The sequence below is a fragment of the Polaromonas sp. genome (genome assembly GCF_039932935.1).
Lineage (GTDB): Bacteria > Pseudomonadota > Gammaproteobacteria > Burkholderiales > Burkholderiaceae_C > Polaromonas.
In genome coordinates this window covers 1-21,052 of the sequence record NZ_JBDTPB010000086.1, presented here as the reverse complement: position 1 = coordinate 21,052, position 21,052 = coordinate 1, and the positions used below count along the sequence as shown (strand labels likewise).

Annotated in this window: 24 protein-coding genes; 18 read left to right on the top strand and 6 right to left on the bottom strand. The window is 63.6% G+C overall.

The window, feature by feature from the left end; translation table 11 throughout:
• Positions 1–9: 9 nt before the first annotated feature.
• Complete coding sequence (locus ABI546_RS15185) at positions 10–984, bottom strand: LysR family transcriptional regulator (RefSeq protein ID WP_348047718.1); 975 nt, start codon at positions 982–984, stop codon at positions 10–12.
• A gap of 165 nt (positions 985–1,149) precedes the next feature.
• Between ABI546_RS15185 and ABI546_RS15180 the strand changes: the two genes are divergently transcribed.
• Both ABI546_RS15180 and ABI546_RS15175 read left to right on the top strand, forming a co-directional pair.
• On the top strand, positions 1,150–2,025 hold the full coding sequence (locus ABI546_RS15180) for an oxidoreductase (protein ID WP_348047716.1): 876 nt from the start codon (positions 1,150–1,152) through the stop codon (positions 2,023–2,025).
• A gap of 127 nt (positions 2,026–2,152) precedes the next feature.
• A complete protein-coding gene (locus ABI546_RS15175) occupies positions 2,153–3,187 on the top strand; it encodes a MerR family transcriptional regulator (protein WP_348047714.1) in 1,035 nt (344 codons plus the stop codon).
• Between the two features lie 16 nt (positions 3,188–3,203).
• Here the strand turns inward: ABI546_RS15175 and ABI546_RS15170 are convergent, their stop codons facing one another.
• The gene (locus ABI546_RS15170) at positions 3,204–4,412 is read right to left on the bottom strand and encodes an MFS transporter (RefSeq protein WP_348047712.1); all 1,209 of its coding nucleotides are present in this window, start codon (positions 4,410–4,412) and stop codon (positions 3,204–3,206) included.
• Between the two features lie 111 nt (positions 4,413–4,523).
• On the opposite strand from ABI546_RS15170, the gene ABI546_RS15165 reads away from it, so the two are divergent.
• Complete coding sequence (locus tag ABI546_RS15165) at positions 4,524–5,468, top strand: LysR family transcriptional regulator (protein ID WP_348047710.1); 945 nt, start codon at positions 4,524–4,526, stop codon at positions 5,466–5,468.
• A 77-nt stretch (positions 5,469–5,545) separates the two neighbouring features.
• On the opposite strand, the gene ABI546_RS15160 is transcribed toward ABI546_RS15165, so the two are convergent.
• On the bottom strand, positions 5,546–6,232 hold the full coding sequence (locus tag ABI546_RS15160) for a TetR/AcrR family transcriptional regulator (RefSeq protein ID WP_348047708.1): 687 nt from the start codon (positions 6,230–6,232) through the stop codon (positions 5,546–5,548).
• Positions 6,233–6,362: 130 nt separating this feature from the next.
• Here ABI546_RS15160 and ABI546_RS15155 point away from each other — a divergent pair, with 130 nt between their 5' ends.
• From ABI546_RS15155 to ABI546_RS15100, 12 genes are all read left to right on the top strand, one after another.
• Positions 6,363–7,079: a DUF899 family protein gene (locus tag ABI546_RS15155; protein ID WP_348047706.1), complete on the top strand. Its 717-nt coding sequence runs from the start codon at positions 6,363–6,365 to the stop codon at positions 7,077–7,079.
• A 25-nt stretch (positions 7,080–7,104) separates the two neighbouring features.
• Positions 7,105–7,578, top strand: a complete 474-nt coding sequence (locus tag ABI546_RS15150; protein WP_348047704.1) for a VOC family protein — start codon at positions 7,105–7,107, stop codon at positions 7,576–7,578.
• 61 nt (positions 7,579–7,639) lie between these two features.
• On the top strand, positions 7,640–8,065 hold the full coding sequence (locus tag ABI546_RS15145; RefSeq protein WP_348047702.1) for a VOC family protein: 426 nt from the start codon (positions 7,640–7,642) through the stop codon (positions 8,063–8,065).
• A 56-nt stretch (positions 8,066–8,121) separates the two neighbouring features.
• Positions 8,122–8,556 carry a VOC family protein gene (locus tag ABI546_RS15140; RefSeq protein ID WP_348047700.1) on the top strand — a complete coding sequence of 145 codons (435 nt, stop codon included), beginning with the start codon at positions 8,122–8,124 and terminating at the stop codon, positions 8,554–8,556.
• A 12-nt stretch (positions 8,557–8,568) separates the two neighbouring features.
• Positions 8,569–9,189 (top strand): glutathione S-transferase family protein, encoded by a 621-nt coding sequence (locus tag ABI546_RS15135; RefSeq protein WP_348047698.1) that lies wholly within the window; start codon positions 8,569–8,571, stop codon positions 9,187–9,189.
• Between the two features lie 43 nt (positions 9,190–9,232).
• The gene (locus ABI546_RS15130; RefSeq protein WP_348047696.1) at positions 9,233–9,724 is read left to right on the top strand and encodes a DUF1579 domain-containing protein; all 492 of its coding nucleotides are present in this window, start codon (positions 9,233–9,235) and stop codon (positions 9,722–9,724) included.
• A gap of 138 nt (positions 9,725–9,862) precedes the next feature.
• Positions 9,863–10,312, top strand: a complete 450-nt coding sequence (locus ABI546_RS15125) for a C40 family peptidase (RefSeq protein WP_348047826.1) — start codon at positions 9,863–9,865, stop codon at positions 10,310–10,312.
• Between the two features lie 119 nt (positions 10,313–10,431).
• Positions 10,432–11,223 carry an SDR family oxidoreductase gene (locus tag ABI546_RS15120; protein WP_348047694.1) on the top strand — a complete coding sequence of 264 codons (792 nt, stop codon included), beginning with the start codon at positions 10,432–10,434 and terminating at the stop codon, positions 11,221–11,223.
• A 131-nt stretch (positions 11,224–11,354) separates the two neighbouring features.
• A complete protein-coding gene (locus ABI546_RS15115; protein ID WP_348047692.1) occupies positions 11,355–12,311 on the top strand; it encodes an ABC transporter ATP-binding protein in 957 nt (318 codons plus the stop codon).
• Positions 12,308–13,069: an ABC transporter permease gene (locus tag ABI546_RS15110; protein ID WP_348047690.1), complete on the top strand. Its 762-nt coding sequence runs from the start codon at positions 12,308–12,310 to the stop codon at positions 13,067–13,069. The genes ABI546_RS15115 and ABI546_RS15110 overlap by 4 nt, the downstream gene beginning before the upstream one ends.
• Before the next feature lie 212 nt (positions 13,070–13,281).
• Positions 13,282–14,340 (top strand): pirin family protein, encoded by a 1,059-nt coding sequence (locus ABI546_RS15105; protein WP_348047688.1) that lies wholly within the window; start codon positions 13,282–13,284, stop codon positions 14,338–14,340.
• Positions 14,341–14,536: 196 nt separating this feature from the next.
• On the top strand, positions 14,537–14,983 hold the full coding sequence (locus ABI546_RS15100) for a hypothetical protein (protein WP_348047686.1): 447 nt from the start codon (positions 14,537–14,539) through the stop codon (positions 14,981–14,983).
• Positions 14,984–15,030: 47 nt separating this feature from the next.
• On the opposite strand, the gene ABI546_RS15095 is transcribed toward ABI546_RS15100, so the two are convergent.
• From ABI546_RS15095 to tkt, 3 genes are all read right to left on the bottom strand, one after another.
• Positions 15,031–15,267 (bottom strand): hypothetical protein, encoded by a 237-nt coding sequence (locus tag ABI546_RS15095; protein ID WP_348047684.1) that lies wholly within the window; start codon positions 15,265–15,267, stop codon positions 15,031–15,033.
• A gap of 84 nt (positions 15,268–15,351) precedes the next feature.
• Positions 15,352–16,350 (bottom strand): type I glyceraldehyde-3-phosphate dehydrogenase, encoded by a 999-nt coding sequence (gap, locus tag ABI546_RS15090; RefSeq protein ID WP_348047682.1) that lies wholly within the window; start codon positions 16,348–16,350, stop codon positions 15,352–15,354.
• A gap of 117 nt (positions 16,351–16,467) precedes the next feature.
• Entirely contained in the window at positions 16,468–18,510 is a 2,043-nt protein-coding gene (gene tkt, locus ABI546_RS15085) for a transketolase (protein ID WP_348047680.1), read from the bottom strand.
• Positions 18,511–18,633: 123 nt separating this feature from the next.
• Here tkt and speD point away from each other — a divergent pair, with 123 nt between their 5' ends.
• From speD to ABI546_RS15070, 3 genes are all read left to right on the top strand, one after another.
• A complete protein-coding gene (gene speD / locus ABI546_RS15080) occupies positions 18,634–19,011 on the top strand; it encodes an adenosylmethionine decarboxylase (protein ID WP_348047678.1) in 378 nt (125 codons plus the stop codon).
• 20 nt (positions 19,012–19,031) lie between these two features.
• Positions 19,032–19,775, top strand: coding sequence for a nucleotidyltransferase family protein (locus ABI546_RS15075; RefSeq protein ID WP_348047676.1), 744 nt, complete (start codon positions 19,032–19,034; stop codon positions 19,773–19,775).
• A 19-nt stretch (positions 19,776–19,794) separates the two neighbouring features.
• Positions 19,795–21,052, top strand: a 1,258-nt coding sequence (locus ABI546_RS15070; RefSeq protein WP_348047674.1) for an aminopeptidase P N-terminal domain-containing protein, incomplete at its 3' end; no start/stop codon positions are given.

The following is a 21,052-nucleotide window of genomic DNA, read 5'->3' as shown; positions in this document are numbered from 1 at the left end:
CGCGGCTTTTTATTTTGCGGCCGACCGCGTGTGCGTGGCTTTGGGCTTCGGGGTCACGAGCTCATGCGGCTCCAGAAAGAACTGCGTATTCCCCGCCAGTCGCTCGACCACCAGGTCGATGAAAGCCCGCGCACGCGCGGGCTGCGCATTGCGGCTGCCGTAATACACATACAGGCCCAGATGTTCGGTGACGTGCTGCGTGAGCAACGGCACCAGCTTGCCCGCGCGCACCAGCGGCGCCGCGGTAACGCCTATGAGCTGGCCCACGACCTGGCCGGCCACCACGGCGCGCGCCTCCAGGTCCACGTCGTTGGTCAGGAATGAGGCCGCGATGTTTCGGCCCACGACTTCTTCGACGACCTTGAATTCCCAGGGCATGGCCTTGCCGGTGCCGGTGTGCCTGAAGCCGCTGCAGCGGTGCGCCGCGAGTTCGTCGAGGGTCTGCGGCGCGCCGTGCCGCGCGATGTAGGCCGGTGAGGCGCAGACGATCAGCTGCAGCGGCAGGACGCGCCGCGAGATGACGCCTCCCTCGGGGGGTGAGCCGGCGCGAAAGCCGACGTCGATGCGGTCTTCGACCCAGTTGCCGATGCGGTCGTCCATCTGGATGTCCGGGTCCACCTGTGGATGGCGCCGGCAGTATTCCTCAAGCACCGGCCACAGCACCTCGAGCATGATGGAGCGCGGCACCGCGATGCGCAGCGGCCCGGCGATGTCCTCGCGGCCGCGCCGCGCGCCGTGCAGTGCGCGCCGCAGGGTGAAAAGCCCCGGCTGCGCGGCCTGCAGGAATTGCTCGCCCTCTTCGGTGAGGCTCAGGCTGCGGGTGGTGCGGTGGAAAAGGCGCACACCCAGATGCTGTTCAAGCTGCACCAGCGCCTGGCTGGCGGCTTGCGGCGTGATGGCCTGCGCGGCGGCGGCCTGGCGCAGGCTGCCCAGCTCGGCTGCCTTGACGAAGGTGGAAATGGCGCGCAGTTCATTGAAGGCCATGGAGGCTCCTTGCATATTCACAGTGGGCACAGGGGAATTAGGCCTGGATTGAGTCCCGGATTGTCATGTTTTACTTGATTATGAACCCGGCAATTGTGGTCTATTCAACACGCAATCGAAAACCTACATTGCCCTCCTCCGCAACTTTTTTTAGAGGGCAAGACCATGAATGCAAAAACCACAAAAGCCAGTTTCAAACGCGTCTGGATGATCACCGGCGCGGCGCGCGGCATTGGCGCCCGCATCGCAGAAGCAGCGCTGGCCCACGGCGACGCTGTGGTGGCAACGTCACGCGACGCCGCCTCGGTGCAAAAGAGATTTCCCGCCAGCGATGCGCTGCTGGCCTTGCCGCTGGACGTGACCGACGAGGTACAGGCGGTGGCGGCCGTACAAGCCGCACTGGCGCGTTTTGGCCGCATCGACGTGCTGGTCAACAACGCGGGCTACGGCCTTCTGGGCGCGGTGGAAGAAGCCACGGCCGACGAAGTGCGACGCCTGTATGAGACCAATGTGTTCGGGCTGCTGAACGTGACACGCGCCGTGCTGCCGGCCATGCGCGCGCGCCGCAGCGGCCACGTCATCAACATCTCGTCGCTGGGCGGTTACCAGTCGGCTCCCGGGTTTGGTGTATATTGCTCAACCAAATTTGCGGTGGAAGGCCTGACAGAAGCGTTGCACGGGGAACTGGCGCCGCTGAACATTCACGTCACGACCGTGGAGCCGGGCTACTTTCGCACCGACTTTCTGGACAGCGCTTCGCTGGCAGTGTCGCCGCGCATTCTGGACGACTACGCGAGCAGCGCCGGCAAGGTGCGCGAAGTGGCCGCGCAAATCAGCCACAAGCAGGCAGGTGACCCGCTGCGTCTGGCGCAAGCCATGCTGACCCTGGTGGCGTCAGACACGCCGCCGCTGCGCCTGCCGATGGGCACCGACACTTTGAAGGTCATCGAAGACAAGCATGCGTTTGTCGAGGCCGAGGTGAAGGCCTGGCGAGCGCTGTCCGCCTCGACGGACTTTCCGCTGGCAGCGTTGGCGGCTTGAGTTGCGTTGAGCGGGCCAAAGAAGATTCGAGATTCGATTTCTTCCATGTCCTGTTGACTCGACCCCTGGGTCCGCCTTCATGATGCTGAAAGTTCACAGCAATCCTGAAGCAACCCAGAGGTCCCTCATGAATTTTCCCCACGCGCACCCGGGCGCCTCCGAGGCGGCAAGGCGACTCGGCGTATCGATAAAAGCCTTGCGACTGTATGAGCAGCGAGGCCTGGTGACGCCAGAGCGCACCGCCGCAGGCTACCGGGTCTATGGCCCCGACGCGATGGCGCGTGCGGCGGAGGTAGTGGCGCTGCGCAAGCTCGGCTTGAGTTTGGCGCAGATCGCAGAGGCGTTTGAGGGCGACCCACAAAGCCTGGAGCCGGCGCTTGCCTTGCACGAGGCGTCGCTCGAATCCGAAGTCCGTAAGCTGGTCGACACGATTGGCAAAGTCCGCACGCTGCGCGCGGATCTTCTTCGCGGCAAGGCGCCAGGCCGGGGGGAGCTTGAGCGTGTGCTGAATCCTTATGCCAAGTTCAACCTGAGCTTTGAGCTGCCCTGGCCCTGGGGCGGCGAGTGGTTTGAGCTTGCCGACATACGGCCGCTGAACTACATCATCGGGCCGCTTGGCAGTGGTAAGACACGTCTGGCTTTGCTGTTGGCCGAAGGGCTGCCGAATGCAGTCTTCCTGGGCCTTGACCGGGCGGACCGCGCAGCGGCAAATACCGGTATCTTGCAAACTGATGCCACGGTGAAGCAGCGTGTTGAAGGGGCGCTGGCCTGGCTGGTGGATGAAGGTGCGGTGGAGTCGGAAGCCTTGACTGCGCTATTGGCAGGCCTGGAGGCCGAAGGGCCCGCCGTCTTCGTCGTCGACATGGTGGAGCAAGGGCTGGACCAGACCACGCAGGAAGCGCTCATCATTTACCTGCGCCAGCGTGCCAGGGTCGATGCGCGCCCGCTTTTCCTCCTGACACGCTCGTCAGCAATTCTGGATCTGGCGGCAATGGGCGCTGAGGAAACCATCATCCTCTGCCCGGCGAATCACAGCCCGCCGATGCGTGTGGCGCCCTATCCCGGCGCCGCGGGATACGAGGCGGTGATGACATGCCTGGCCTCGCCGGAGGTCAGGGCGCGCACGGCTGGCATGATTGCAACGATTCCTGAAACGGCTTGACAGTCCAGCGTCGTTTTCACGCGGCGCACGCAGCCAGTTTCTTCGCAGGCCACAGCCGCACCACCAGCGCGGCCACGCCGGCTACAGCGGCCATCACGCACACGCCTTGCCAGCCGGCTTGCGCCAGCACCACGCTGCCCAACCACGCGCCGCTTGCCATGCCGCTGAACATGCCAATGAAGAGCACCGCATTGAGACGGCTGCGCGCGGCGGGTTCGATGCTGTAGATGATGGTCTGGTGCGCGATCAGCGCAGCCTGCGCGCCCAGGTCAAACACCACGGCGCCCAGGGCGATCAGCCACAGCTGCTGCGGCCCCAGGGCCATGGCGAGGAAAGCGGCCGCGACGAGGGCGGCGCCCAGACGCGTCACCAGTTCAGGGCCTTTGCTGTCGGCGATGCGGCCGGCCAGCGGTGCGGCAAGCGCCCCCGCGGCGCCTGCCAGGCCAAAGGCGCCGGCAGCGCTGCTGCCCAGGTTGAAAGGGGCTGCGTGCAACATGATGGCGAGCGTGGACCAGAAGGCGCTGAAGCCGATGCTGATGAACCCCTGCGCAATGGCTGCGCGGCGCAGCGCACCGTGGCGCTTCCACAGCGTGCCCAGCGAGCCAAGCAGGGCCAGATACGGCAATTGCGTGGTGGGCGCAAAGCGCGGGAGGCGACGCCAAACCGCCAGAGCCAGCAGCGCAATGGCCAGGGCGGCCGCCACAAACATGCTGCGCCAGCCGAAATGTTCAGCCACAAAGCCCGCCACCACACGCGACAGCAAGATGCCCAGCAACAGGCCCGTCATGACGGTGCCCACGGTTTTGCCGCGCTGCGCTTCGGGCGCCAACGTGGCGGCGGCCGGCACGATATCTTGCGCGAGCGTGGCCGCAAGGCCTATTGCGAGGCTGGCCAGCGCGAGCACCGCCACCGACGACGCGGCGGCGGCCACCAGCAGCGCCAGCACCAGCGCCGCGGCCTTGCCCACAATGATGCGGCGGCGGTCATAACGGTCGCCCAGCGGCGCGAGCAGCCCGATGCCCAGCGCGTAACCGAGCGTGGTCAGTGTGGGCACCAGGCCGACGGCGGCGGGCGTTGACTTGAATTCGGCGAGCAGCAACGCCAGCATGGGCTGGCTGTAATAGAGCGAAGCCGCTGCCAGGCCGGCGCCGGTGGCGAGCAGAAGAATCAGCGAGGCCGGCAGGCCAGGGGCGGCATGGTCATGCGTAACGGCGGTAGAAGTCATGGCAAAAATCCCGGTTTGAGGCAGGATGCGAGTATGCAGGCCCGGTTTTGCGCTGTGAAGACGGCTAATGGCACAATGGTCATACGCCGAACGCATACAAAGCAGGGGGCCATGAAAACCGCACCGGACCGGATTGAGCTGATGCAGACCTTTGTGCGCATCGTGGAGGCAGGCAGCCTGTCTGCCGCCGCAGCGCAGATGAACGCCACGCAACCCACGGTCAGCCGGCGCCTGCAGGCACTGGAGCGATCGCTGGGCCTCAAGCTGCTGCAGCGCTCCACCCACGCGATGAAACTGACCGAAGACGGCGAGCGTTGTTTTAGCCGCGCCAAGGAGTTGCTGGGCAACTGGGATGCCTTTGAAGCCGACCTGCGCGGCACCCAGGAAGTGCCGGAGGGCACGCTGCGTGTGGTCGTGCCGCATGCCTTGGGCCAGCAGCAGCTAGTGGGGCCGGTGGTCGACTATTTGCGGCGCCACGAACGGGTCACGGTGGAATGGCTGCTCCACGACGGCACGCCAGACTTCATCGCGCAGGGCATCGACTGCGCGGTGCACGTGGGCGCGGTGGAAGACCCTTCTTTGGTGGCTGTGAAGGTTGCTGAAATCCGGCGCATCGTGGTGGCCGCGCCTTCGCTGCTGCAGGGCAAGCCGCCGCCGCTGCATCCGGCCGAGCTGCAGGCCCTGCCTTGGCTGGCGCTCCAAACCTTCTATCGCAACGAGGTGGTGCTGATCCGCCGCCACGCCGACCAGCGCCGTGAAGAGCACCGATTTGCGATACGGCCTCGCCTGGGCACCGACAGCCTCTTCGCCCTGCGCAATGCCACGCTGCTGGGCCTGGGCGCGAGCATCGCTTCGACCTGGCTGGTGGCCGACGATGTGGCTGAAGGCCGGCTGCTGCACCTGGCGCCGCAGTGGTGTGCAGAGCCCCTGCCGGTCTATCTGATCTATCCCTATTCGAGCTTTTACCCGGCCAAGCTGCGGCGCTTTGTGGAGGCGCTGCGCGAGGGACTGCCGACCGGTATGGGACTGCCGGCCCGTACGGACCCGGTGGCATGAGGACATCGCACAGGCCAGCAAGATAGTTCTGGAATGACCACCATCTACAGAAGATTTGAGGAGGTGTGAGGGACGAACTACAGCCTTGGCGAGCCCGGATCCTCGCACAGGCCTTTTTCCACCATGTCGATCAAACGCTGGCCGATCTGCTGCATCTGCGGGCCGATGAGCGGACCCAGCGGCCCGTCAATCACCAGCATGGCCAGGCCATGCACCGCCGACCAGGCGAGGAATTCGGCGCCGGGGCGGCGCTGCGGCGACAGGACACCAGCGTCCACCAGCTTGTCGATGGCAGCGCCCAGCAGCTCGAAAGGGTCCAGTCCGCTTTGCCCTTTGCGCTCGCTATCGGCCGGTGCACCCTGGGTTCTTTGCGCCAGGTCGTCGGAGGGGCCAAAGGCCGTGCGGAACAGCCCGCTCTCGGCCTGCGCAAACCGCAGGTAACCGGTGCCGACCGCGCGCACGTTGGCGCGGGCGAAGTCGACGGGTGGCAAATCCTGGGGCAACGCGGCCAGTTCGGCCTCCATGGCGCGGGCCACTGCCGCCAGCGCGGCTGAACGAACCGCGTACAGCAAGGCCTGGCGGTTTTCGAAATGGCGGTAAGCGGCGTTGGGCGCCACGCCTGCACGGCGCGTGGCTTCGCGCAGGACCACGGCCTCGGGCCCGCCCGCACGGGCCAGCTCCACACCGGCTTCCAGCAGGGCACGCCGCAGATCGCCGTGGCGGTAAGTGCTGCGGGGCTGCAGGGGCTTGGGCGCGCTCGTCATGACTTGTTACTTATTTATGTGGACAGTGTTCATTATCTTTGTTATTCTTTTGTGGACGGTGTACACAATAGCCCTGTTTTCCCCGCCACGCAACTGAAATGCATCCGAATTACCAACCTGGACGCCCCGAATGACCGCGCCACTCCCACTCAAGTCCGCCAGCGCACTGGCCCAGATCAATGGCGTTCGCTTTCCCAACGAAAGCGACGACTACCGCCAGGCGCGCAATGCGCTGCTGGCCGAGGAAATCGAGCTCAGGCGGCACATTGAAAAGGTGGCGGGACAACGCCGGGCCTTGCCGCCGGGCGGTGTGGTGCCGATGGATTACCGCTTTGAGGGCGAAGAAGGCCCGGTTACTTTTACGCAACTGTTCGGCGGCAAGCAAACGCTGGCGGTGTACAGCTACATGTTTGGCCCCCAGCGCAAGCAGCCTTGCCCGATGTGCACTTCGCTGCTGTCGGCCTGGGACGGTTGTGCAGCCGATGTGGGACAGCGCATCTCACTGGTGGCGATTGCGCGTTCGCCGATCGAGCGGTTGCTGGCCTTCAGGAAGGAGCGCGGCTGGCAGCATCTGCGGATCTATTCAGACCCGACCGGCGAGTACACCCGCGCCTACGTGAACGCCGACGACGCGGACATGCCGGGCTTCAATGTCTTCACCCGGCGCGACGGCACCCCACGCCACTTCTGGAGCGGCGAGATGGGCCCGGCCACGGCGGACCCCGGCCAGGATCCGCGCGGCGCGCCAGACCTGATGCCGCTGTGGACCATTCTGGACAGCACGCCCGAGGGCCGGGGCACTGACTGGTATCCGCAACTTCATTACCCGAAAGCGCTCGCGCGCTGAACCCACCACCCTCAAAGGAAACAGCATGCAGAAAATCACCCCCTTCCTGTGGTTCAACGACCAGGCCGAGGAAGCCATGAACTTTTATGTCTCGATCTTCAAGAACTCGAAGATCACCACGCTGCGGCGCTACGGCAAGGAAGGCCCCGGGCCTGAGGGATCGGTCATGACCGGGAGCTTCCAGCTCGAAGGCCAGGAATTCATGGCGCTGAACGGCGGCCCACACTTCAGCTTCACGCCGGCGATTTCGCTGTTCGTGGACTGCAAGACCCAGGAAGAAGTGGATGCGCTCTGGGACAAACTCTCGGCCGGCGGCGCGCCCAACCAGTGCGGCTGGGTGCAGGACAAGTTCGGCCTGTCGTGGCAGATCATCCCCACCGCGCTCGGCGACATGCTGGGCGACAAAAATCCGGCCAAGGCCGGCGCCACCATGAAGGCGATGCTGGGCATGCACAAGATCAGCATCAAAGGACTGCAAGAGGCCTACGACAAGGCCTGACGCCCCCTCTGCCCTTTTTTACCCTCAACCTCCCCGGCGGGAAAACACCCGGAAACACACCATGGCCACTCAAATGTTCGTCAATTTGCCCGTGAAAAATCTCGAGGCTTCAAAGAAGTTTTTCACCGCACTGGGCTTCAGGTTCAACCCGCAATTCACCAACGAGCAGGGTGCCTGCATGATCGTGAGCGAAGACCATAACTACGTCATGCTGCTGACGGAGAGCTTCTTCAAGACCTTCACGCCCAAGCCGGTCAGCGACGCCAGGAAGGGCACCGAGGTGCTGCTGTGCCTTTCCGCCGAAAGCCGCAAAGAAGTCGATGACATGGTGGGCAAGGCGGTGACCGCCGGCGCCACCACGCCGAACAAACCGCAAGACAGCGGCTTCATGTATGGGCACGGCTTCGAGGACCTGGACGGTCACCTCTGGGAAATCATGTACATGGACATGAGCGCCCTGCCGGCCGACATGGCCGCCACCGCCTGAACGCATTCCTCCCCTGACCTTCAAACCTGCTTTTTCAACCCCCCAAGGAGTCAACCATGCTAGTGCAGTCCTATTTGATGTTTAACGGCCGCTGCGAAGAGGCCATAGAGTTTTACCGCAAGGCGCTGGGCGCCGAAGTGACGATGATGATGCGCTTCAAGGAGAACCCCGAACCCATGACCGAGGGCTGCGGGCCTGGCGGCGGCGCCATTCCGGGCGACAACATCATGCACGCCTCCTTCAAGATTGGCGAAACGGAAGTGATGGCCTCCGACGGCATGGGCAGCAATGGCAAGCCGGAGTTCAAGGGCTTCTCGCTGTCATTGACCGCGGCCAGCGACGCCGAAGCACAACGGCTATTCAAGGCGCTGGGCGATGGCGGCAAGGTGGAAATGCCGATGACCCAGACCTTCTTCGCCTCGGCCTTCGGCATGGTGGCCGACCGTTTCGGCGTGTCATGGATGGTGATCAACCCCCGGCCCATGCCCTGACACAGAGCACTGATGAAGCTCTATTACTCAAACACACTCAACCCGCGAAAGGTCTGCGCCCTCGCGCAGCATTTGCAATTGCCCGTTGAGTTCATCTGGGTCGAGCTGGGCAAGGGCGAGCACCTCAGTCCGGCTTTTCGCGCGATGAACCCGAACGCCAAGGTGCCGGTGCTGGTGGATGACGACCTGGTGCTGTGGGAGTCCAACGCCATCATGTGCTACCTGGCGGAGAAGGCTGGATCCGACCTGTGGCCGAGCGACAAGCGCCGCATTGAGGTGATGCGCTGGCTGATGTGGGACGCCACGGAGTTCGCGCCGGCCGCAGGGACTTTTTATTTCGAGCACATCATCAAGCCGGGCTTCCTGCAACGCGAGGCCGATCCGGCGGAGATTGCGAGGGTGATGCCGAACTTCGAGCGCTACGCCGGCGTGCTGGAGGCCCACCTGAAAGGGCGCAAGTACCTCGTCGGCGACGCATTGACGGTGGCCGACTTTGCGGTAGCCATTACGCTGCCGTATGCCGAAAAGGCCCGCTTGCCGCTGGACGGTTTCCCCGAAATCCGGCGCTGGCACGACCGGCTTAACCAGCTGCCCGCCTGGCGCGAGCCCTTCCCGGCATCGCGGGCCGCCTGACAAATCGGTTTCTCTTATTTTTTTGAATCTCACAGGAGGCGACATGCAAGCGACACCCCAGAAGGAACATGAATGGCTCAAGCAACTGCTGGGCCACTGGACCACAACCGGCGAATGCGAAGGCGCGCCGGGTCAAGCACCGGTGAAAAGCGAAGGCACGGAAATCGTCCGCAGCCTTGGCGGCCTGTGGGTGGTGTGTGAAGGCAAGGCCGACATGCCCGGCGGCGGACCCTGCGAAATGCTGATGACACTCGGCTACGACCCCGAGAAGAAGGTCTACCAAGGCACTTGGGCCGGCTCCATGATGACGCACATGTGGATTTACCGCGGCACACTGGATGCGTCCGGCAAAGTGCTGACCCTGGACACCGAAGGCCCGAGCTTCAAGGATGACGGCAAGACGGCGCGTTATCAGGACGTGATCACGATCAAGGGTCCTGACGAGCGCACGCTGCACTCGCAATCGCTGCAGCCCGACGGGAGCTGGAAGCGCTTTATGACGGCAAGCTACCGCCGCGTGAAAACGACAAGCTGAGCGAGCCGGCAGCATCGGCGGGTTGCCCTTGCGCACCGGGGCTGACAAAATGGACCGATGCCTCACGCCGCATGCACACTTCGACCCCCAACCATTTCCCGAGCGGCCTTTGCGGCCTTGTTTGCATTGACCACGCTGATGGCGCTAAGCGGTTGCGGCAGCCTGCCATCGTTGCCCTCATCTTCGGCGCAACCCTCGGCCCCGCCGCGTCTGTCTGTCGACGAGGCGAACGACGTCACGCTCTACGCCATCAGCCTGGTGGGAACGCCTTATCGCTATGGTGGCAACACGCCGGAGTCCGGCTTTGACTGCAGCGGCCTGATCGGTCACGTCTACCGTTCGCGCGCCCACATCGCATCGCCGCGCACTGTGGCCACGCTGGTGAACTGGGGCCAGCCCGTGCCCGCGGAATCGGCACGCACCGGCGACCTGGTGGTGTTTATGCAGCGGGGCACGGCCACCCACGCCGGCATTTACGTTGGCGAAAACCGCTTTGTGCATGCGCCATCCACCGGGGGTGAAGTGCGCCTGGACTCCTTGCGCTCTACCTACTGGGCACGGCAGTCGTTTTCGTTTCGCCGGCCCTGACCACTGCATCCTGCAGGAGGGGCTCACGAGAGCGTCACAAATCCGCGCCGTAGTGCAAACTTCGACCTGACTTTCACCGAACCCTTCTTCATTCCCAAGACAACAAGACGAGACCATCCATGACTGCAACTCCTTCCACCAGCCCCGTGGCCGTCGTGACCGGGGGCGCTCGCGGCATCGGCCTTGCCATCGGTAAATGGTTTCTGGCCAACGGCTACCGTGTCGCGCTTCTGGACGTTGACTCGGGCACGCTGCTGCCCGCCGCTGCCGCCTTGCAGGACGCGGGACGCGTGCTGGCGGTGCATTGCGACGTGGCCGACCCGGTGCAGGTGCAGTCGGCCATGGAGAAGGTGGACGCCAGCTTCGGCCGCATCGATGCGCTGGTCAACAATGCCGGCGTCGCGGTGTTCAAGCCCATCGGCGAAACCACTTTCGAAGAATGGCGCCGGGTTTTGGGCGTCAACCTGGACGGCGCTTTTTTGTGCAGCCAGGCCTGCGTGCCCATCATGAAGCGCACCGGCGGCGGCAGCATTGTCAACATCGCGTCGATCTCGGGCCTGCGCGCGAGTACGCTTCGTGTGGCGTACGGCACCAGCAAGGCCGCGCTCATCCAGCTGACCAAGCAGCAGGCCGTTGAGCTGGGCACCGTCGGCATCCGGGCCAACGTGATTGCGCCCGGGCCGGTGGACACGGAAATGGCCAAGCTGGTTCACAGCGTGGCCATTCGCTCGGACTACCACGACGTGATTCCGCTGGGGCGCTACGGAACCGTGGAAGAAATCGCCTCCGCCGTGGGCTTTTTGTGCAGCCCTGCGGCCAGCTACGTCAATGGCCAGGTGCTGGCGGTGGACGGTGGTTTTGAGTCTGCCGGCGTGGGCCTGCCGACGCTGCGCAAAAACCAGGCGAACTGAACGGCACCCACATCAGCGCGGGCAGTCAGTGCAGGCATTTTTTCCTGAAAGCCCTCGCCCCTGCATTTTTATCTGCACTCGATAGAATGTTTCGAGCCTCTTCTGGCACCACCTTCACATCAGGATGCCGCGTGCAAGCCAATCCCATTATTTCCATCCAGCAACTCAGCAAAACGTATGCCTCGGGCTTTCAGGCGCTCAAGTCAGTGGACCTGGACATCCAGCGCGGCGAGATTTTCGCCCTGCTCGGCCCCAACGGCGCGGGCAAGACCACCCTGATCAGCATCGTCTGCGGCATCGTCAAGCCCGGTTCGGGAACCGTGACCGCCGATGGGCACGACATCGTCCGCGACTACCGGGCCGCCCGTGCCAAGATCGGGCTGGTGCCGCAGGAGCTTTCGACCGATGCCTTTGAAACCGTGTGGTCCACCGTGAGTTTCAGCCGAGGCCTGTACGGCAAGCCGCCCAACCCGGCCTACATTGAGAAAGTGCTGCGCGATCTCTCCCTGTGGGACAAGAAGGACAGCAAGATCATGGCGCTCTCGGGCGGCATGAAGCGCCGGGTGCTGATTGCCAAGGCGCTGTCGCATGAGCCAACCATCCTGTTTCTTGATGAACCCAGCGCGGGTGTTGATGTCGAGCTGCGCAAGGGCATGTGGCAAATGGTGCGGGACCTTCGCAGCAGCGGTGTCACCATCATCCTGACCACCCACTACATCGAGGAAGCCGAGGAGATGGCCGACCGCATCGGCGTGATCAACAAGGGCGAACTGATTCTTGTCGAAGACAAAGCAGTGCTGATGCGCAAGCTGGGCAAGAAGCAATTGAGCCTGCAGCTGCAAACGCCGCTGCAAAGCATTCCGCAAGCGCTGGCAGGGCTGCCGCTTGAGCTGACCAAAGAAGGACACACCCTGGTCTATACCTTCGACACGCAGACCGAGGAAACCGGCATCGCTGCGCTGCTCAGGCAGCTGGCCGAACTGGGCATTGACTTCAAGGACCTGCATTCGAGTGAAAGTTCGCTCGAAGACATCTTCGTGAGCCTCGTGCACGCCGACAAACCCGCCGCCCACAAGGAGGCCGCATGAACTGGCACGCTATCCGCGCGATCTATCGCTTTGAAATGGCGCGCACCTTCCGCACGCTGACCCAGTCCATTGCCTCGCCGGTGATTTCGACCTCGCTGTACTTCGTGGTGTTCGGCGCGGCCATCGGTTCACGCATGGGAGACATCGACGGCATCCGCTACGGCGCCTTCATCATCCCCGGTCTCGTCATGCTGTCGCTGCTCAACGAGAGCATCTCGAATGCTGCCTTCGGCATCTACATGCCGAAGTGGTCGGGAACGATTTACGAGCTGCTGTCGGCGCCGGTGTCGTCCATGGAAGTGGTGATGGGTTACGTGGGAGCCGCGGCGAGCAAGTCCGTGTTGCTGGGCTTGTTGATCCTGGCGACGGCGCGCCTGTTCGTGCCGTATGGCATTGCGCACCCTTTCTGGATGCTGTGCTTCCTGCTGCTGACGGCGCTGACCTTCAGCCTGTTCGGTTTCATCATCGGGCTGTGGGCGGACAACTTCCAGAAGCTGCAGGTCGTACCGATGATGGTCGTGACGCCGCTGACTTTTCTGGGCGGCGCGTTTTATTCCATCAACATGCTGCCACCACTGTGGCAAAAAATTGCCCTGTTCAACCCGGTGGTTTACCTGATCAGCGGATTTCGCTGGAGCTTCTACGGCGTGGCCGATGTCAATGTGGGCATCAGCGTGGCGGCCATCCTGGGCTTTCTGGGGCTGTGCCTGGGCGCGGTGTGGTGGATCTTCCGCACGGGCTGGAAGCTGAAGGCCTGAGTAAACAGCGGGGCCTGCAGAGGGCGAACCGTAGTTGCTATTGATTTTATAGCTGCTTGCGCACGTTACATAAGAGCTGGGGGTCTATTGTGCTTAAAGCTCTGGGCCAGATTTGCCGGAGAGGTGGCGAACGGCCTGGAGCGCGGCTTGAAAGAACTGCCGCGAACCTCATGTGTGTTGTTTGAACGTTTCAACGCCAGAAAGGCCTCTTCATGGCTGCCAACCTCGCCCCAAGTTCCGCCACGCACCCAGTCCTGCAGGTCAAGCCGCTCGGCTTTCCGTGGGCAACGCTCGACCCCTTTCTTTTTTGCGTGTACCACGACGATGCCTACCCCAGGGGCAATGCGCAGATGGGGCCGGACGCCTCGCTGGCGGGACGCAACATCGGCCAGGACTTTGCCCGCAAGGACGGCTGGAACATGTACCACGGCAGCACGGTGCCGGGCTTCCCCGCACACCCGCACCGCGGCTTTGAGACCGTGACCATCGTGCGCAAGGGCCTGATCGATCATTCCGATTCGCTGGGTGCGACGGCGCGCTTTGGCCAGGGCGACGTGCAGTGGCTGACCGCCGGCAAGGGCGTGGTGCATTCCGAAATGTTTCCGCTGCTGGATACGCAGAACCCGAATCCGCTGGAGCTGTTCCAGATCTGGCTGAACCTGCCGGCTGCCAGCAAGATGAGCGAGCCGCACTTCACCATGTTCTGGTCGCAGGACATTCCGCGCCTGAGCGTGCAGGACGCCGAAGGGCGAGCCGCCGACGTGGCCGTCATCGCAGGCCGCGTGCAAAACATCGCGGCCACGCCGCTGGTACCCCCGCCGGATTCGTGGGCCTCGCAGGCCGAAGCAGACGTGGCGATCTGGACGGTCCGCATGGCGCCCGGCGCGCATTGGACACTGCCCGCAGCAAGCGGCGAAGGCACCCGGCGCCAGCTGTATTTTTTCAAGGGGCAGTCGGCAACGGTGGGCGGCCAGGCGGTGAATGTGGACAGCGCCATCGAGTTGCGGGCCGGCATGGATGCGGAGATCGTTAACGGCGCCGAGCAAGCCGAGTTCCTGATGCTGCAAGGCAAGCCGATTGGCGAACCTGTGGTGCAGTACGGCCCGTTTGTCATGAACACCCAGGCCGAAATAGCGCAAACCATGGCGGACTACCAGCGCACACAGTTCGGCGGCTGGTCGTTTGGCGACGACGCGCCCGTGCATGGGCGGGAGCCGGCACGTTTTGCGCGCCATCCCGGCGGGCGCGAGGAAAAGCCGGCGGATGCCTGACGGGCGGGCAGGCGCCTTGTTGCTATATTTTTGATAGCTCTTTGCGCTTGCCCCCAAACGCTTTGGGGCATTTTTATATCTCCGTATTCGCCGGTGCACCGTCCCGCAGTATCCCCAGGCGGGTTCGGGGTTTCGTGCGCTGTGCCTGCAGGCCGTTGCCGCAGACGCCTACACTCCCGCCAACCAAGGAGACGCCATGAACCAGGATGCCGACCCCCAAGCGGTGAAGAACGAGCTGGATGCGCTGGCGTTGGCGTTCTTTCGCGCCGTCTCGTTTGAACCGGGCGACGTGCCGCCTTACGGCGACATTCACGGCCTGTTCATTGCCACCGGCCTGCTGATCAAGAACACCGGAGCCACACCTGAGGTTTCCAGCGTGCCGGAATTCATTGCGCCGCGGCAGGCCATGGTGGACGGCGGCAACCTCACGCGCTTCAGGGAATGGGAGCTGTCGGAAGCCACGCAAGTCTTTGGCAACATCGCCCATCGCTACAGCGCTTACGGAAAGGCCGGCACGATGAACGGCGAAGCGTTCGAGGCGCGCGGCATGATCTCAACGCAGTTCGTCAAAACACCTGAAGGCTGGAAGATGAGCGCTATGGCCTGGGACGATGAAAGGCCCGGCCTGACCCTGCCGGGTTGAGTGGGCGCTGTGCCGGGCCCTCGGGGTTCATCAGCGCTACAGGCCGCTCAACTACCCGTCAACCCCGCGTTGACCGCCGCCTCGTCGAGCGTGGCGAAGGTCATGTTGTGGCGGTCCGTCAGCGGCCCGCCTCCGGGCACCACGTGGCCCTCGGCGGTGTAGCCAACAGCCTTGAACTTCCACACGCCGCTGATCAGTTTGAGCTGGCCCACCAGCTCGCCATGGTCGAGATGGACACCCACCACCTGCGCATTGATTTTTTTGAGAGTCAGGGGCATCAACATGGACCTTTCCAGGCGACTGGGCCGCCGGGTACTGCACTGACAAAAAAGCGCCCAGAGGCGCTTTTTTTTCGGAGCGTGCAGCGATTACTTCGCCACCACGCGGACCATTTCCAGGCACTTGTTCGAGTAGCCCCATTCGTTGTCATACCAGGCGACGACCTTGATGAAGGTGCCGTCCAGCGCGATGCTGGCGTCAGCGTCAAACACGCTGGTGCAAGTTTCGCCGCGGAAATCGGTGGCGACGACCTTGTCTTCGGTGTAACCCAGGATGCCCTTGAGTGCACCTTCGCTTTGCGCCTTCATCTCGGCGCAGATTTCTTTCAGCGTAGCTTCCTTGTTCAGCTCACAGGTCAGGTCGACCACCGACACGTCAGACGTTGGCACGCGGAAAGACATGCCGGTCAGCTTCTTGTTGAGCTCGGGGATCACCACGCCCACCGCCTTGGCCGCGCCGGTGGAGGAAGGGATGATGTTTTCCAGGATGCCGCGGCCGCCGCGCCAGTCTTTGTTGCTGGGGCCATCCACCGTTTTTTGCGTGGCGGTGGCCGCGTGCACCGTGGTCATCAGGCCGCGCTTGATGCCCCACTTGTCGTTCAGCACCTTGGCGATGGGCGCCAGGCAGTTGGTGGTGCAGCTGGCGTTGGAGATGATGGCCTCGCCTTTGTAGGTCTTGTCGTTGACGCCGAAGACGAACATCGGGGTGTCGTCTTTCGACGGTGCCGAGAAGATGACCTTCTTGGCGCCGGCAGCCAGGTGCTTCTCACCCGAAGCCTTGTCGAGGAACAGGCCGGTCGATTCGAGCACCACGGTGGCGCCGATGTCGCCCCATTTGAGGTTGGCGGGGTCGCGCTCCTGCGTCAGGCGGATCTTCTTGCCATTGACGATGAGCGTGTTGCCTTCAACCGAAACATCGCCTTCGAAGCGGCCATGCACCGAGTCGTACTTCAGCATGTAGGCCAGGTAGTCGGGCTCGAGCAGGTCATTGATGCCGACGATTTCGATGTCGCTGAAGCTCTTGATCGCCGAGCGAAACACATTGCGGCCGATTCGGCCAAAACCATTAATGCCAAGTTTGATAGTCATCTGCTGTTGCTCCTGGAAGTTGAAAATCTTTTGGTTCCGTTCGCCCTGAGCTTGTCGAAGGGTCTTGCCTGTGCACACAGGCTTCGACAGGCTCAGCCCGAACGGCTCGGGGCTGGATTACTTTTTCAGCACCTTGCGCACGGTGTCAGCCACGTTTTCAGCGGTGAAGCCGAAGTGCTTGAACAGCACCGGCGCGGGCGCCGATTCGCCGTAGCTGTCGATGCCGACGACGGCCGCGCAGCCGTATTTCCACCAGCCGTCGGTGACGCCCATTTCCACCGCAATGCGGGGGATGCCTTCGGGCAGCACTTCGGATTTGTAGGCGGTCTTTTGTTTGTCGAACGTCGTGTTGCTGGGCATGGACACCACGCGCACGGCAATCTTGTGGCCGGCCAGCAGCTCTTGCGCTTTCAGTGCGAGTTGCACTTCAGAACCGGTGGCGATGATGACGGCCTGGGCCTTTTTGTTGAGGCCTACTTCAGCCGGCTCGGCCAGCACATAGGCGCCGCGGCTGATTTCGCCGAGGTCGTGCTTGGGGGCGTAAGGCAGGTTCTGGCGGCTGAGCAGCAGGGCGGTCGGCTTGTTCTTGTTCTCGAGCGCGACGGCCCAGGCGACGGCCGTTTCAGCCGTGTCGCCCGGACGCCAGACGTCCAGGTTGGGGATCAGGCGCAGGCTGGCGGCGTGCTCGATGGACTGGTGTGTCGGGCCGTCTTCGCCGAGGCCGATGGAGTCGTGCGTGAAGACGTGGATGACACGGATCTTCATCAGCGCGGCCATGCGGATGGCGTTGCGGCTGTAGTCGCTGAAGGTGAGGAAGGTGCCGCCGTAAGGAATGAAGCCGCCGTGCAGCGCAATGCCGTTCATGATGGCGGCCATGCCGAATTCACGCACGCCGTAGTTGATGTGGCGGCCGCCGGCGCTGACGCCGTCAGCGTTGGCCGTCAGCACGACTTCACCGTTCATGTCAAAACGCAGGTTGGGCGTGGACTTGGTGTTGGTGAGGTTGGAGCCGGTCAGGTCGGCCGAGCCGCCCAGCAGTTCGGGCAGGCCGGCGGTGAAGGCTTCAAGTGCAAGCTGCGAGGCCTTGCGCGAGGCCACGGTTTCAGCCTTTTCGTGGGCGCCGATGACGGTGTCGACGGCCAGCTGGGCAAAACCCTTGGGCAGCTCGCCCTTCATGCGGCGGGTCAGCTCGGCGGCCAGTGCGGGGTGCGCGGCCTTGTAAGCAGCGAATTTCGCATCCCAGGCAGCTTCGGCAGCCAGGCCCTTGGCCTTGGCGTCCCACGCGTCGTAGGTTTCTTTCGGCACTTCAAACGGCGCATAAGGCCAGTTGAGGGCTTCGCGCGTGAGCTTGATTTCTTCGGCGCCCAGCGGCTCGCCGTGGGCCTTGGCGGTGTTGGCTCGGTTGGGCGAGCCTTTGCCGATGTGTGTCTTGCAGATGATCAGCGTGGGCTTGTCGCTGGATTTTTTCGCGCCTTCGATGGCCTCGGAGACCAGCGCGGCATCATGGCCGTCGATGGGGCCCAGCACGTTCCAGCCGTAAGCGGCAAAGCGCACGGCGGTGTTGTCGATGAACCAGGGCGCGACCTGGCCGTCAATCGAGATGCCGTTGTCGTCGTACAGAGCGACCAGCTTGTTGAGCTTCCAGGCGCCGGCAAGCGCGGCGGCTTCGTGGCTGATGCCTTCCATCAGGCAGCCGTCACCCATGAAAACATAGGTGTTGTGGTCGACGACGGTGTGGCCTTCGCGGTTGAATTCCTTGGCGAGCAGCTTTTCAGCCAGCGCCATGCCGACGGCATTGGTCAGGCCCTGGCCCAGCGGGCCGGTGGTGGTTTCAACACCGGGGGTGTAGCCGTATTCAGGGTGGCCGGGGGTTTTGCTGTGGAGCTGGCGGAAGTTCTTGAGTTCGCTGATGGGCAGCTTGTAGCCGGTGAGGTGCAGCACGGCGTAAATCAGCATGGAGCCGTGGCCGTTGGAGAGCACAAAACGGTCGCGGTCGAACCAGTTGGGGTTGTGCGGACTGTGCTTGAGATGGCTGCCCCAGAGGGCGACTGCCATGTCTGCCATGCCCATGGGGGCGCCGGGATGTCCGGAATTGGCTTGTTGAACAGCGTCCATTGCGAGTGCGCGTATCGCATTCGCCATCATTGGGGTATTGGCCATGTAGGCAGCTCCGGGAGGGGGAAAGATCAGGGGTAACCCGGTATTTTACCGTCTGGCCCCCACCCACCTGTTTACCGGGAGATTGCGGCGGCGGCGCCCCTGCCATGCACTAAAGTCGGGGGGATGCAAGGCCTTCACCTGACCGCCGATCTTTACAACTGCCGCTGCGACGCCGCCTGGTTCACCGACGCGGCCCGGCTGGGCGACTGGTGCGTAGAGGCAGTGCAAACGGCCGGCCTGCAGGCCGTCAACCAGCTTTTTCACACCTTTCCCGATACCGTGCACGGCCCGGGCGGCATCACGGCCACCGTGCTGCTGGCCGAGTCGCACTTGTGCGTGCACACCTGGCCCGAACAAAAAGCCGTGACGCTGGACGTTTACGTGTGCAACTTCGGTGGCGACCATTCCGCCCGGGCGCGCGGCCTGATGGACGCGCTGATCCGCCGGTTTAACCCCGAGTGGACTGAGCAGCGTTCGCTGGACCGGGGTGATACGCAGTGAGCGGGGCACCCATCAAAGCCATGATCCTGGCAGCCGGCCGCGGTGAACGCATGCGCCCGCTGACCGACCGCACGCCCAAGCCCCTGCTGGCGGTGCGCGGCAAACCGCTGATTGAATGGCATACCGACGCCCTGGCGCACGGCGGCTTTACCGATCTGGTCATCAACACGGCCTGGCTGGGTGAGCAGATTCCGGCACATTTTTCGGCTGTTTCTTCAAGCCATTTCGGGCTGCAGCCCAATAGGGACGGGCGCAAGCAGCTATCAATTTCGTACTCTCACGAAGGCGTGGACTTTGGCGGGGCACTGGAAACCGCGGGCGGCATTGCGCGTGCGCTGCCCTTGCTGGGCGATGTGTTCTGGGTCCTGGCGGGCGATGTGTTTGTGCCGGGCTTTGAATTTACCCAGGCCGCGGCCGAGCGGTTTGCCGCCGGCAAACTGCTGGCTCACGTGTGGCTCGTTCCCAACCCGGCGCACAACCCCCAGGGCGACTTCGGCCTGGACGCCGGCGGCATGGCGCTGAACCTGGGCAAGGACAGCGAACAGCCTCGTTTTACCTACAGCACCATAGGCCTTTACCGCCGCGCGTTCTTCAACAGCCTGCCCTTCGGCAACCCGCACGGGCTTAAAACCCCGCTGGCGCCTATGCTGCGCGCCGCGATGGACAATCGGCAGGTGAGCGCCGAGCTGTACGAAGGCCCCTGGACCGATGTAGGCACGCCAGCCCGGCTGGATGAGCTGAACCAGACCACTCCCACACACTGAACTGGACCGAGAGAACCCCATGAGCACCACCGTGTATGAAAAACGCCGTACCGCCATTGCCCGCGCCCTGAAGGCCGCTGGCGGCGGGATCGCCTTGCTGCCCACCGCGCCTGAATACCCGCGCAACCGCGACAGCGACTTCCCTTACCGGCACGACAGCTATTTCTATTACCTCACGGGCTTCAGCGAACCGGCCGGCTGGCTGGTGATTGAGGCCAGCGGCAAGACCACGCTGTTTTGCCGGCCCAAGGACCTGGAGCGTGAAATCTGGGACGGTATCCGACTAGGCCCCAAGGCCGCGCCTGCCTCGCTGGGCGTAGACGCCGCGTTCAGCGTGGATGCGCTCGATGAAAAAATGCCGCAGCTGATGGCCAACCAGCCCGCCGTGTGGTTTCCGTTTGCCACGCACCAGGGGCTGGAAAGCACGGTCGACGGCTGGCTGAACAAGGTGCGCGCCCGCGTGCGCTTTGGCGCCGAGTGCCCGCAGAGCCAGCACGACCTGTGCAAGCTGCTCGATGAGATGCGGCTGGTGAAAGACAGCCATGAAGTGGCCATCCTCAAGCGGGCCGGCAAAATTTCGGCGGGCGCGCACATCCGCGCGATGCAGACTTCGGCCGCCATGCTGCGCGACGGCGTCAACGGGAAACTGAAGGGCGGCCTGCGCGAATACCACCTAGAAGCCGAACTGCTGCATGAGTTCCGCCGCCATGGCTCGCAGTTTCCGGCCTATGGCAGCATCGTTGCCGCCGGGGCCAATGCCTGCATCCTGCATTACCGCGCGGGCGACACCGAACTGAAAAACGGCGACCTGTGCCTGATCGACGCCGGCTGCGAACTCGACGGCTACGCCAGCGACATCACGCGCACCTTTCCGGCCAACGGCAAGTTCACGCCCGCGCAGCGCACGCTGTACGACATCGTGCTGGCGGCGCAGGAAGCAGCCGTCAAGGTGACGAAACCGGGCAAGCGCTTTCTGGATCCGCACGATGCCGCGACGCGTGTGCTGGTCCAGGGCATGCTGGACACCGGCCTGCTGCAAAAGGCCAAACACGGCAAGGTCGACGATGTGCTGGAATCGGGCGCCTACCGTCAGTTCTACATGCACCGCACAGGCCACTGGATGGGCATGGACGTGCATGACTGCGGCGACTACACCGAACCGGGCAGCAAGCCGCGCGAGGAAAAGGACGCCCTGGGCCAGACCGTGATGCGCAAACCCTCACGCATCCTGCGGCCCGGCATGGTGCTGACCATCGAGCCCGGCATTTATGTGCGGC